This window comes from Mycolicibacterium llatzerense, from assembly GCF_000878195.1.
Taxonomy (GTDB): domain Bacteria; phylum Actinomycetota; class Actinomycetes; order Mycobacteriales; family Mycobacteriaceae; genus Mycobacterium; species Mycobacterium llatzerense.
Genome location: NZ_JXST01000047.1, coordinates 34,008 through 46,271 on the forward strand (window position 1 = coordinate 34,008; position 12,264 = coordinate 46,271).

Annotated in this window: 12 protein-coding genes; 2 read left to right on the forward strand and 10 right to left on the reverse strand. The window is 68.7% G+C overall.

Annotated features, from left to right (window positions below):
- Positions 1-64 precede the first annotated feature (64 nt).
- A complete protein-coding gene (locus TL10_RS25135) occupies positions 65-1,384 on the forward strand; it encodes a BamB-related PQQ repeat family beta-propellar protein (protein WP_082068080.1) in 1,320 nt (439 codons plus the stop codon).
- A 55-nt stretch (positions 1,385-1,439) separates the two neighbouring features.
- Here the strand turns inward: TL10_RS25135 and TL10_RS25140 are convergent, their stop codons facing one another.
- The 7 genes from TL10_RS25140 to yczE form a co-directional block, all read right to left on the reverse strand.
- The gene (locus TL10_RS25140; protein WP_043395207.1) at positions 1,440-2,135 is read right to left on the reverse strand and encodes an esterase; all 696 of its coding nucleotides are present in this window, start codon (positions 2,133-2,135) and stop codon (positions 1,440-1,442) included.
- A 103-nt stretch (positions 2,136-2,238) separates the two neighbouring features.
- Complete coding sequence (locus tag TL10_RS25145; protein WP_110789215.1) at positions 2,239-3,444, reverse strand: THUMP-like domain-containing protein; 1,206 nt, start codon at positions 3,442-3,444, stop codon at positions 2,239-2,241.
- 40 nt (positions 3,445-3,484) lie between these two features.
- Complete coding sequence (locus TL10_RS25150; RefSeq protein WP_043987816.1) at positions 3,485-4,510, reverse strand: class I SAM-dependent methyltransferase; 1,026 nt, start codon at positions 4,508-4,510, stop codon at positions 3,485-3,487.
- Between the two features lie 70 nt (positions 4,511-4,580).
- Positions 4,581-5,243 carry an enoyl-CoA hydratase gene (locus TL10_RS25155; RefSeq protein ID WP_043395203.1) on the reverse strand — a complete coding sequence of 221 codons (663 nt, stop codon included), beginning with the start codon at positions 5,241-5,243 and terminating at the stop codon, positions 4,581-4,583.
- Positions 5,243-6,043, reverse strand: coding sequence for an NUDIX hydrolase (locus TL10_RS25160; RefSeq protein ID WP_043395202.1), 801 nt, complete (start codon positions 6,041-6,043; stop codon positions 5,243-5,245). Before TL10_RS25160 ends, TL10_RS25155 begins: the two co-directional genes overlap by 1 nt.
- The gene (locus TL10_RS25165; protein ID WP_043987824.1) at positions 6,040-6,870 is read right to left on the reverse strand and encodes an ABC transporter ATP-binding protein; all 831 of its coding nucleotides are present in this window, start codon (positions 6,868-6,870) and stop codon (positions 6,040-6,042) included. The genes TL10_RS25160 and TL10_RS25165 overlap by 4 nt, the downstream gene beginning before the upstream one ends.
- Entirely contained in the window at positions 6,867-7,532 is a 666-nt protein-coding gene (yczE, locus tag TL10_RS25170) for a membrane protein YczE (protein WP_231575571.1), read from the reverse strand. The genes TL10_RS25165 and yczE overlap by 4 nt, the downstream gene beginning before the upstream one ends.
- 301 nt (positions 7,533-7,833) lie before the next feature.
- Here yczE and yczR point away from each other — a divergent pair, with 301 nt between their 5' ends.
- The gene (yczR, locus tag TL10_RS25175; RefSeq protein ID WP_082068081.1) at positions 7,834-9,285 is read left to right on the forward strand and encodes a MocR-like transcription factor YczR; all 1,452 of its coding nucleotides are present in this window, start codon (positions 7,834-7,836) and stop codon (positions 9,283-9,285) included.
- A gap of 6 nt (positions 9,286-9,291) precedes the next feature.
- Here the strand turns inward: yczR and TL10_RS25180 are convergent, their stop codons facing one another.
- The 3 genes from TL10_RS25180 to TL10_RS25190 form a co-directional block, all read right to left on the reverse strand.
- Entirely contained in the window at positions 9,292-9,603 is a 312-nt protein-coding gene (locus tag TL10_RS25180; RefSeq protein WP_043987817.1) for a hypothetical protein, read from the reverse strand.
- 83 nt (positions 9,604-9,686) lie between these two features.
- Complete coding sequence (gene serB / locus TL10_RS25185) at positions 9,687-10,925, reverse strand: phosphoserine phosphatase SerB (RefSeq protein ID WP_043395199.1); 1,239 nt, start codon at positions 10,923-10,925, stop codon at positions 9,687-9,689.
- A 60-nt stretch (positions 10,926-10,985) separates the two neighbouring features.
- Positions 10,986-12,264, reverse strand: a 1,279-nt coding sequence (locus TL10_RS25190; protein WP_043987818.1) for a cbb3-type cytochrome c oxidase subunit I, incomplete at its 5' end; no start/stop codon positions are given.

Genomic DNA, 12,264 nt, shown 5'->3' on the forward strand with positions numbered 1-12,264 from the left:
GGCCGGAAAGCCTACGCGAGGCGAAATCGGACATTCGCCGGTCTCGGGCTAGTCTCGGGACTCGATGTCTGCACACCGAATGCGCCGTCTTGCCGCCAGCACGGCCACTGTCGCCACCACCCTGCTGACCTCGGCGGCCGCCCTGACCATTGCCGGGTGTGGCAACACCGACTCCTGGGTCAAGGCCCATCCTTCGGACGGCTGGCCGGCACAGTACGGCGACGCCGCCAACAGCAGCTCGACCACGCTGGCCGGGGCAAGCAGCTTGAAGCAGGACTGGGCCCGGTCGGCCAAAGGCAACCTCGGCGCCCAGGTGATCCTCGGCTCCGGCAACTATCTGGCGATCAACGCGCAATCGGCCAACGGTTGCTCACTGATGGTCTGGGAAAGCGACGAGCACGGCCGCCAGCGCTGGTGCACGCGCCTGTGGCAGGGCGGCGGAATGTCCAGCCCACTCTTTGATGGCTTCGACAACATGTACGTCGGGCAACCGGGCGCGATCATGTCGTTTCCGCCGACCCAGTGGATCCGGTGGCGCCAGCCGGTGATCGGAATGCCGACGACGCCGCGCATCCTGTCGCCCGGCCAGCTCCTGGTGGTGACGCATCTGGGCCAGGTGCTGGTGTTCGACGCGCACCGCGGCCAGACCATCGGCGCCCCGCTGGATCTGGTCAGTGGCGTCGATCCCGCCGACTCGGCGCGCGGCCTCGCCGATTGCCAGCCCGCCAAAGCGGCCTGCCCCATCTCGGCGGCGCCCGCGTACTCCCCCGACACCGACATGGTGGTGCTGGGTCTGTGGCAGCCGGGCGCTGACGCCCCCGCCCTCGTCGGGCTGCGTTACCACGAGGGCCAGACGCCACTGCTCAGCCGCGAATGGACCAGCACCGCGGTCGGCGGCGGCCCGATCGCCAGCCCGGTGCTGTCGGCCGACGGCAAGACCGTCTACGTCAACGGCCGCGACCAGCACCTCTGGGCGCTGAACTCCGCCGACGGCAAGGCCAAGTGGTCCGTCAATCTGGGCTTCCAACCGCAGACGCCGCCGTCGGTGACGCCGGACGGTCTGGTGGTCGCGGGCGGCGGGCCGCAGAGCAAGCTCACCGCCGTCAAGGACAAGGGCGACAAGGGCGACGTGGCGTGGTCCCGCAACGACGTCGAGCCGCTGACGACGTCCACGCGCGCCGGTAGCGACGTCGGGTACGTCGTCGTCCGCGACGGTGATCACGGCCAGGCATTGCTGGTCTTCTCCCCCGCCGACGGCCACACCGTGAACAGCTACCCCCTGCCGGGTGCCACCGGCTGGCCGGTCGGGGTGTCCGTCGGTCACGACAAGCGCGTCGTCACAGCGACCAGCGACGGTCAGGTCTACGCTTTCGCGCCTGCCTGATCAGGGATTTGTGCACGAAAATCCGCGGCCAGCGCGGAAAATCGTGCACAAATCGCTAGGCCAGCATCGCGTCGACCGGGGCCCGGGGCACCGTCACCTGCACCGCACCGGCGGATTCCGGCAGCACCTGGCCCTGGCTGAAGAAGAAGATCAGCGAGTCGTTGGTGAGCGCGAAGTTCTGGTAGGTGTCGGGGTCCAGGCCGGCCGACGGTGGCAGCAGCACCGGCTGTGCGGACTGTCTGACCAGTTCTCCTTGGACCATCGGCAGGATCACCGGAAACGGTTGTGCGCCAGGGGCGAACAGGGTGTCGATGGTGATCGGCTTGCGCTGGTTCTGGTCCCAGTTGAATGACTTGTAGAACGTCTGCGGGTGCGCACCACCGACGTCCTGGAACGTCTTGAACACCACCGACTGGGTGCTGCGGTTCGGCGTCGTGGAGCTGTGCAGGGTCGCCGTGGTGTCCAACTCGTATGAGGTCTCGTGCGGCCCGGGCATCTTGGCGACGTTGACGTACCCGTCACGCGTCTGCGTGATGTAGTCGACCACGGCCTGCTGATCCGGGTAGTCGATCGGGTAGCTGATGTTGAGCGCGTAGCCGCGTGAGGTGTCGCGAATCTGGCACATCCGCGAGCCGTCGACGACACCGGCCAGCTCCGCGCATTTCGGCGGGTTCGCGGCTGCCAGAGGCACGCCGAGCCAACCGACAGCGCCTGAAGCAGCGATCACTGCGGCGAGTACGGGAAGGCGCATCTGGTGAATCCTCCGGGGGATGAATGAATGGCGGCACATCGCCGCCGGTTCCAGCGTACCTGTCAGCCCCACCCGGACCGGGCATGATCTGCGACCAGGTGGTTCAGCGCGATGGGCGGCAAATGAAGGCCGTCGGCCGGGCCGCGGCACCGGTCCCGATCCGGGTGATCACCACCGACAGCTGCACACCCGACCGCTGGAGCTTCAGCTTGGACCGCAACGCATCCGGGTCGACGTCGACGCCGCGAATCAGGATCTCGACGGCCGACGCCCCATGCGCGGAGAGCGCCTGGCGCAGCCGCTTCTCGTTGAAGGCGATCTGCTCGACGACCTCGAATCCCCTTGTGCCGCTCGGTAACTCGTCACCAGAAAGGTACGCGATCGCCGGGTCCAGCTGCCACAGGCCGTGCCGCGCCGCGTAGTGGCGGACCAGGCCGGCCCGCACCACCGCGCCATCGGGGTCGACGATCCACCGCCCGACGGGTGCGCAAGGGCAGTCATCGGGGTCCGTATCGGTGAATTCCTCGGCTACCCGGCCGGTTTTGTCCAGCACGGTGGCCCGGCGCGTGACCCCGGATGTGGTCAGCCCCGGCGACCACAAGCAGGCCTCCCGGACGCTGCCGGCCAGTGACGTGATCTGCACCTCGCCACGGAATCCCAGCTCGGCCAGCTGGCCGAAATCGACGCCGGGAGCGCACTTCACCACCAGGTCGCGGCCCTGGTACACCTCGAGCAGCTCGTCCAATGGCGGTGCATAGTCGCGGGGGTCGAACTTGCGGCGCCCGGAACTGCGCCGCGCCGGGTCGACGACCACGACCGCGTCCCGGGTCACCGGGCGCAGCGCGTCGGCGCGGCACAGCAGCGCATGGTCGCCCACGTTGTGCTGCGCCATGGCCAGACGGACCGCATCGAGGTCGCTGCCGATCAGAAGGGACGCCGATTCGCCCGAATCGCTCAGGGCGGCAAGCTCTGTCCCGACCGAACACGTCGCGTCGTGCACGACGCGGCCGGCCAGCCGGCGTGCGCGATGCACCGCGACGGCCCCGGCGGTGGCCTGCTGCAGCGCCTCGTCGGTGAACAGCCAGCCGGCCACGTCGCCGAGGTCGGCCAGTTTGGCGGCAGCGCGCCGGCGCAGCAGCACCGTCTCGACCAGCACCGCCGCGCGGTCGCCGAAACGCGAACGCGCCCAGGCGATGTCGGATACCCGATGGGCCTCGGTCAGCGGCCGGGCGGCCACCTCGACGAGCGCCTCCTGACCGGCTCCGGTCAGGTAGGCGACATCGTCGAGCGTGAAGGCGTAACCGCTCACGTCGGGAGCGTCGAGTGCGTCAGGTCCGCCGGGGACACTGTCAGGACGGTTTGACCCCGGTGATCATCACGTTGTAGAACCAGCCCTTCGGCACCACGCGGCGCCACACGTTGGCGTCGAACCAGCTCAGCGTGGTCCAGCCGCCGAAAGCGAACTTGGCCCACTTGAAGCCGAGCTTGCCCTGGGGCACGGTCGACTCGAAGGTCCGCACCGGCCAGCCCAGCATGGCGGCGGTGAATTCCTCACTGGCGGTGGCGACTTCGACGGCACCGGCGTTGGTCGCCATGCGCTCCAGGTCTGCCGGATCGAAGGTGTGCAGGTCGACGATCCACTCCAGCGCCGCGGCGCGCGAGTTCTCGTCGAGCTCTTCCTGCGGACGGCGCCAGGACTCCAGCCCGGGCAGCTTCATGGCCGCGACGGTGGTCTTCCAGGTCAGGTCGGCCAGGCGACGGGCGTAGAAGTTACCGACAGTGGTGGGCTCGCCGGCGAAGATGAACCGGCCGCCCGGCTTGAGCACCCGGACCACCTCGCGCAGCGACAGCTCGACATCGGGGATGTGGTGCAGCACCGCGTGTCCGACGACCAGGTCGAAGGTGTTGTCCTCGTAAGGGATTCCCTCGGCGTCGGCGACGCGGCCGTCGATGTCCAGGCCGAGGGCCTGGCCGTTGCGGGTGGCCACCTTGACCATGCCCGGGGACAGGTCGGTGACCGAGCCACGGCGGGCGACGCCGGCCTGGATCAGGTTCAGCAGGAAGAAGCCGGTGCCACAGCCGAGCTCGAGGGCGCGGTCGTAGGGCAGCTCACGCTGGACCTCGTCGGGGACGATGGCGTCGAAGCGCCCGCGGGCGTAGTCGATGCACCGCTGGTCGTACGAGATCGACCACTTGTCGTCGTAGCTCTCGGCTTCCCAGTCGTGGTACAGGACCTGCGCCAGCTTGGTGTCGTGGCGTGCCGCCTCGACCTGCTCGGCGGTCGCGTGCGGGTTGGGTGCCTGGTCAACTACGTCGGACACCTGGGTGGCTGCCTCGGCTGCCGCGACCTCAGACGTCTGGTCGGTACTCGTCATGCAGGTCAGCCTAACTGCCCGGTCACCGTGAGTTCACATCCACGGTTCTGTACATGGATCGAGCAGCGGTTCAGCGAACCCCGAACGCTGCCTTTGCTGTGGCCAGCGCCTCGGGCGAGGAGTCCAGGAACCTGCGCGCCCATTGCTGCGCCTCGTCGTAGACGTGGTCGGGAGCCACCAATTGGTCGATCAGACCCAGGGACACCGCTTCCTCAGCGCCGGCGAACCGGCCGCTGAACACCAGGTCCTTGGCCCGGCTGTCGCCGACGGCCGCCGCCAGCCGCGCGGCAGCGCCTTCGGCCGGTGCCCGGCCGGACAGGATCTCCGTCGACCCGACCTTCACGTTGTCGCCGCTGATCCGCCAGTCGGCAGCCAGCGCCAGTGTCAGGCCACTGCCCAGTGCGTAGCCGGTAACGGCCGCGACGGTGGGCCGCGGGATGGCGGCGACGGCGTCGACCGCGGCACGGCACACCGCGCCCGCGACGCGCGCTTCGGCCGCGTCGAGCGTGCTGGTCTCGTGGTCGTCGTCACCGGTGCAGAACACCTCGTGGCCGCCGTACACGATGACGGCGTTGACGTCGGACCGCTGCCCCAGCTCCTCGGCGGCCGCCCCGATCTCCCGGCACATCTGGCGGGTCAGCGCGTTGAGCGGGGGCCTCGCCAGCAGCAGGGTGCCGATGCCGTCGGTGACGTGGACTTCGACAAATTCTGCGGCGAACTCTCGCTTCGTCATCACTGCGCCCTACCGCCGCGAGCGGCCTTGTAGCGCTCGGCGTCGAAGAACTCGATGTCCCAGCTGCCCTCGCCCATGGTGAGCACGGGTTCGATCGGCTCGATCGTGCGCTCGTCCTTGAGCAGTTCGCCGACCGTGCGGCCGTCCAGCGAGCTGAGCTGGGTCCAGGTGGGCGGCAAGAGGAACGAATGCCCTTGCGCGAACTCCTGCAGCGCGGCTTCGGGCGTGCGCCAGGCGACGTGGTCACTCTCGGTGTTGTTGCCGTCGGCCCGCTGTCCGGCCGGCAGGGCGCCGACGAAGAAGAACGTGTCGTAGCGGCGGGTGCGTTCTTCCTTGGGAGTGATCCAGTTGGCCCACGGCCACAGCAGATCGGCGCGCAGCACCAGCTTCTCGCGGGCCAGGAACTCACCGAACGACAGCTCGCGGCTCTCGAGCGCGACCCGCGAGTCGTGGTACACGGAGCTGTCGGAGACGATGCCGTCCGGGTCATCGGCCGGCCCGGCGAACAGCACGCCGGACTCCTCGAAGGTCTCCCGGGCGGCGGCGCACACCAGCGCGCCGGCCAGCACCGGGTCCACTCCGAACTTCTCGGCCCACCAGGTGCGGTCGGGTCCGGTCCAGGCGATGTCGGCGTCGCGGTCGCGCTCATCCACGCCACCGCCGGGGAACACCGTCATGCCGCCGGCGAATTCCATCGACATGGTGCGGCGCATCAAGAAGACCTCGATGCCAGGGGCACCGTCGCGCACCAGCATCACGGTCGCGGCCGGCCTCGGATGCAATGGGTCGGGTTCGGTCATATACGCCTCCTGTGCGCCGCGCGGCTGCGGGTACGACGGGCGAAGTACCGCCCGTCGATGTACTCCAGGGCGATCGACTGACCGAAGGCCTGGGAGAGATTTTCGGACGTCAGCACGTCGGTCAGCAGACCCGAGGCGACAGCCTGGCCTTCGGCGAGCAGCAGGCAGTGCGTGAAGCCCTCGGGGATCTCCTCGACGTGATGGGTCACCAGGACCGTCGCCGGTGCGTCCGCGTCGGCGGCCAGATCCGCCAGTCGGGCCACCAGCTCTTCCCGGCCGCCGAGGTCCAGCCCGGCCGCCGGCTCGTCGAGCAGCAGCAGTTCCGGATCGGTCATCAGCGACCGGGCGATCAGCACCCGCTTGCGCTCGCCCTCGGACAGCGTGCCGTAGCGGCGGTCGGCGAGGTGTTCGGCACCGATGCTCTCCAGGGTGTCGAGCGCCCGGTTGTAGTCGACGTCGTCGTACTGTTCGCGCCACCGGCCCAGAACCGCGTAACCGGCGGAGACCACCAGGTCGCGCACCACTTCGTCGTCAGGTATCCGCTGCGACAGCGCCGAACTGCTCAACCCGATCCGGGAACGCAGCTCGGACATGTCGGTGCGGCCCAGCCGCTCGCCGAGGACGAACGCGGTGCCCGACGACGGATGTTCGACGGCGGCCGCCATGCGCAGCAGCGATGTCTTGCCGGCGCCGTTGGGGCCGAGGACGACCCAGCGTTCGTCGAGTTCCACCGACCAGTCGATCGGACCGACCAGGGTGGCTCCGCCGCGGCGCAGCGTGACCCCGGAGAATTGGATCAGGAGGTCGTCATCGGCGGAGTCGATCAGCTGGTTGGAGTCGGGCGCGACATCTGGTCTTGCGGGGTTGTTGCTGAGGGCGCCGGGCACTCGCTCATCGTAGCCACGGCCGGTTCGACGTCCGATCGGCCGGCCCGGTCCCCCACCACGTGCGCCCATCCGCTCGCCGCGAGCCAGCGAGCCGGGGTGCACCGCAGCACCAGTTGCACCAGCGGCCCAATCCCCAAGGCGTACACCACGGTTCCGACGCCGACGGTGCCGCCCAGCAGCCAGCCGGTGGCCAGCACGGTGACTTCGATGCCGGTGCGAACCAGTCGCACCGACCATCCGGTCCGAGCCACCAGCCCGGTCATCAGTCCGTCGCGTGGGCCCGGTCCCATTCCGGCACCGATGTACATCACGGTGCTCACCGCGTTGAGCACCACGGCGCCGACCATCATGACCGTGCGCACCGGCAGCGTCGCCGGCTGCGGCATGACCGCCAGTGCGGCGTCGACGGTGATGGAGATGACGATGACGTTCGCGACGGTGCCGACACCGGGCCGGTTGCGCAGCGGGATCCAGCCCAGCAGCACCACGACACCGACGAGCGCGGTGGCGCCGCCGATGGTCAGCCCGGTGTGCTTGGCCAGGCCCTGGTGGAAGACGTCCCACGGGTCCAGGCCGAGGCCGGCCCGCACGAACAGCGCCATCGAGACGCCGTAGCCCGTCAGCCCGGCCAGCAGCAGCGCCGAGCGGATGGCGGTGGTCGTGGCCCTGCGTCCGGATGTGCGTGCCGTCTGCTGCTTCACGCGTGATCCTGGAAGCGCGCACGGATGGCATCCAGTTCGTGACGGACTCGGGCGGCATCGAGATCACGGATATCGGCGCGGTTGTCGCGTCCTGACCGGAGGTGCTTGGCAGCCAGTTTAGATAGCCAGTTCGTACGCATGACACCAGTTTCCCGACCAACTGGCTTGCTATTCAATAGCCAGTTGGTCGATACTGGCTTCAATGTCGATCGAGATGTCAGCCAGATCACTTGACGAAGTCCTTCTGGCACGCGAATTGGGCAACTGGCGCACCTCCAGCCTCAGTGGCCCCGCCTATCTGGGCCTGGCCGACGCCATCCGGCTGCTCATCGTCGACGGCCGCCTCCCCGTCGGCGCCCGGTATCCGAGCGAACGCGCGCTGGCCGACGCCCTGCGCGTCTCCCGCACCACCGTCACGGCGGCCTACGCCCAGCTCCGCGAGGACGGCTACCTCAACGCCCGGCGCGGCGCCCGCAGCACCACGGCCCTGCCACACACCGCGCCGACCGCCGGGCCGACGCCCATCGTCCGAACAGGCACGCTGAGCCTGGCCGACGCCGCCCCGTCCGCACCGGCGGCCGCCACCCTCGAGGCCTTCACCCGCGCCACCCAGCGTCTGGCGCCGCACCTGCACGACATCGGCATCGAGCTCACCGGCGTCCTCGAGCTCCGCCAGGCCATCGCCGAAAGATATTGCGCCAGAGGACTTCCCACCGATCCCGACGAGATCATGGTGACCAGCGGGGCGCTGCACGCCATCAATCTGGTGCTGGCCACCTATGCCCGTCCAGGCGACCGGGTGCTGATCGAACAGCCGACGTACCACGGCGCCATCTCGCTGATCGCCGCGTCCGGAGCCCGACCGGTGCCGGTCAGCATGACCGACGACGGCTGGGAACTGGACGCCGTGCAGGCCGCCATGCGGCAACTGGCCCCCAATCTGGCCTACCTGATCGTCGACAACCACAACCCGACCGGACTGAGCCTGCCGGCCGCGGGGCGGGAACGGCTCGCCCGCATCATCTCCGAGACCCGGACCCGCACCATCATCGACGAAACGATCTGCGACATCTGGCTGGACGAGCCACTGCCGCCGCCACTGGCCTCCTACCTGGAGAGCCGACGCGACCTGGTGATCACCGTCGGCTCGATGTCGAAGTCGTTCTGGGGCGGGCTGCGGGTGGGCTGGATCCGTGCCGAACGGTCCACGCTGGCCGCTATCGCCGCGGTGCGGCCGTCGATCGACCTGGGCACCGCCATCGTCGAACAACTGGCTTCGGCCGACCTGCTCCGGCAGGCCGACACCGTGCTGCCGGCTCGTCGCGAACTGCTGCGCACCCGGCGGGACCTCGTGAGTTCGCTGCTGCGAGAACAACTTCCGGACTGGACGGCCGGCCCCTGCCACGGCGGCATGTCGATGTGGATGCGGCTACCCGCACCCATGAGTTCAGCGCTGTCCGCCGCGGCATCCCGGATGGGGCTCGTCATCCCGGCGGGTCCCCGCTTCGGGGTCGACGGCACCCTGGAGCGCTTCATCCGGGTGCCCTACACCCAACCCGAGGAGCGCCTGCGCGAATCGGTTGCGGTGCTGGCTCAGGCGTGGCGCGGTGTCACCGGCGCCCGTGCGCCCGATGCGCACGCCGTCATGGTCTGAGCGGAATTACTGCTGGCTCTGGATCAGGCCGATGCAGGTGCCGATGTGCTCCGGCGTGCACGGAATGCCGTTGACCGTCTGCAACCCACCGACCGACTGGGTGATCTGTGCGCCCGTGCCGCTGTTGGACGTCTGCGGCGGCACGGCCTGCGGGCCACTGCCATTCGCCGTGCCCTTGACGCACACGCCTTCGAAGTGGCTCGGCACGGTCCCCCACGGGCACGCGTAGGCCGGCGCGGCCGCCGTCAGCGAGACGACCGACAAGGGGCCGGCGACCAACGCGACAGCACTCACACCAACCAGAACCGCACGCTTCATGTCACCATCTCCCACACGCTTACGCAGCAAATCAATATCAATAGTCACCACTGTAACGCGACAACGGTCCCAGTGTGTCCTGGCTAGGGAATATCGACCCGGCGCACCACACCGTCAACGGCGTCGGCGGCCTCGATCTCGCCACGCGTGATGCCCAGGATGAACAGCACGGTGTCCAGATACGGGTGACTCAGCGAGGCGTCGGCGACGGCCCGCAGCGCCGGCTTGGCGTTGAACGCCACCCCGAGGCCCGCGGCCGACAGCATGTCGATGTCGTTGGCACCGTCGCCGACCGCGACGGTCTGTTCCATGGGCACGCCGGCCTGGTTGGCGAAGTCACGCAGCGCCTTCGCCTTGCCCGGACGGTCGACGATCGGGCCGGTCACCCGTCCGGTCAGCTTGCCGTCCACGATCTCCAGGTGGTTGGCCGCCACGAAGTCGAGCATCAGTTCCTCGGCCAGCGGCTCGATCACCTGACGGAACCCGCCCGAGACCACACCACAGTGGTAACCCAGCCGGCGCAGCGTACGCAGGGTGGTCCGGGCCCCCGGAGTGAGCTCGATCTGATCGGCGACCTCGTCGACCACCTCGGCCGGCAGACCGGCGAGCGTGGCCACGCGTTCCCGCAGCGACTCCTCGAAGTCGAGTTCACCGCGCATGGCCGCCTCGGTGATCGCGGCGACCTTGGCCTCGGCGCCGGCACGGGCGGCCAGCATCTCGATGACCTCACCCTGGATCAGGGTCGAGTCGACGTCGAACACGATGAGCCGCTTGGCCCGCCGGGCCAGGCTGTAGTCCTCGAGCGCGATGTCGACGCCCTCGTCGACCGCGACACGGGCCAGCGCCGCCTGCAGCTGCGCGTAGGCCCCGCCCACCGGCGGCACCGACACCCGCAACTCCAGCCCGGTCACCGGGTAGTCGGACACCCCGCGGATGAAGTCGATGTTCACCCCGAGGGCCGCGACCTCGCGGGCGACGACGGTGAAGGCCTCGGCGGTGATGGGCCGGCCCAGCACCACGATGGTGTGGGTCGACGGTTCGGTCAGGACGGGCTGGTCGTCACTGCTGTCGATCGTGACATCCAGACCCAGCTCCCCGATGGCCTGCTGCACGTCGGTGCGCAGGACCTCGCCGGCCACCTCGGCCGGCACCGCAACGAGCACGCCGAGCGTCAGGCGGCCACGGATGACCACCTGCTCGACGTTCAAGAGTTCGATGTTGTGCCGCGACAGCACGCCGAACAGCGTCGACGTCACACCCGGCTTGTCCAGTCCGGTGACGGTGATCAGCACCGACCCGTTCGATTTGCTTTCCTGCGTCATCCGTTAGGTCCCCTAACGCAGAACCGCCCGCGCCTTAGGCGCGGGCGGGTCGGCTGATTTCTAGTGGTGCGATCGGCCGATGTGCGCTTCGGCGCGCATCCGCTCGACCATGTGCGGGTAGTGCAGCTCGAACGCCGGGCGCTCCGAACGGATCCGGGGCAGCTCGGTGAAGTTGTGCCGCGGCGGCGGGCAGCTGGTGGCCCACTCCAGGGAGTTGCCGTAGCCCCACGGGTCGTCGACCACGACGGGCTCGCCGTAACGCCAGCTCTTGAACACGTTCCACACGAAGGGCAGCGTGGACAGGCCCAGGATGAAGGCACCGATGGTGGACACGACGTTCAGCGTGGTGAAGCCGTCGGTGGGCAGGTAGTCGGCGTAACGACGCGGCATGCCCTCGTCACCGACCCAGTGCTGGACCAGGAAGGTGGTGTGGAAGCCGATGAAGGTCAGCCAGAAGTGCAGCTTGCCCAGGCGCTCGTCGAGCAGACGGCCCGTCATCTTCGGGAACCAGAAGTAGATGCCCGCGTAGGTGGCGAACACGATGGTGCCGAAGAGCACGTAGTGGAAGTGCGCGATGACGAAGTAGCTGTCCGTCACGTGGAAGTCCAGCGGCGGGCTGGCCAGCAGCACACCCGACAGACCACCGAGCAGGAAGGTGATCAGGAAGCCGACCGAGAACAGCATCGGCGTCTCGAAGGTCAACTGCCCCTTCCACATGGTGCCGATCCAGTTGAAGAACTTGATACCGGTCGGGACCGCGATCAGGAACGTCATGAACGAGAAGAACGGCAGCAGCACGGCGCCGGTGGCGTACATGTGGTGCGCCCACACAGCAACCGACAGTGCGGCGATACCGAGCGTCGCGTAGATCAGGGTGGTGTAACCGAAGATCGGCTTGCGGCTGAACACCGGGAAGATCTCCGACACGATGCCGAAGAACGGCAGCGCGATGATGTACACCTCGGGGTGGCCGAAGAACCAGAACAGGTGCTGCCACAGCAGGACGCCGCCGTTGGCGGGGTCGTAGATGTGCGCGCCCAGGTGGCGGTCAGCGGCCAGGCCGAACAGCGCGGCGGTCAGCAGCGGGAAGGCCAGCAGCACCAGGATCGAGGTCACCAGGATGTTCCAGGTGAAGATCGGCATGCGGAACATGGTCATGCCCGGGCAGCGCATGCAGACCACGGTGGTGACCATGTTGACGGCGCCGAGGATGGTGCCAAGACCACCGACGGCCAGGCCGACGATCCACAGGTCGCCACCGGCACCGGGCGAGTGGATCGCGTCGGTCAGCGGCGAGTAGGCGGTCCAGCCGAAGTCAGCGGCACCACCGGGGGTGATG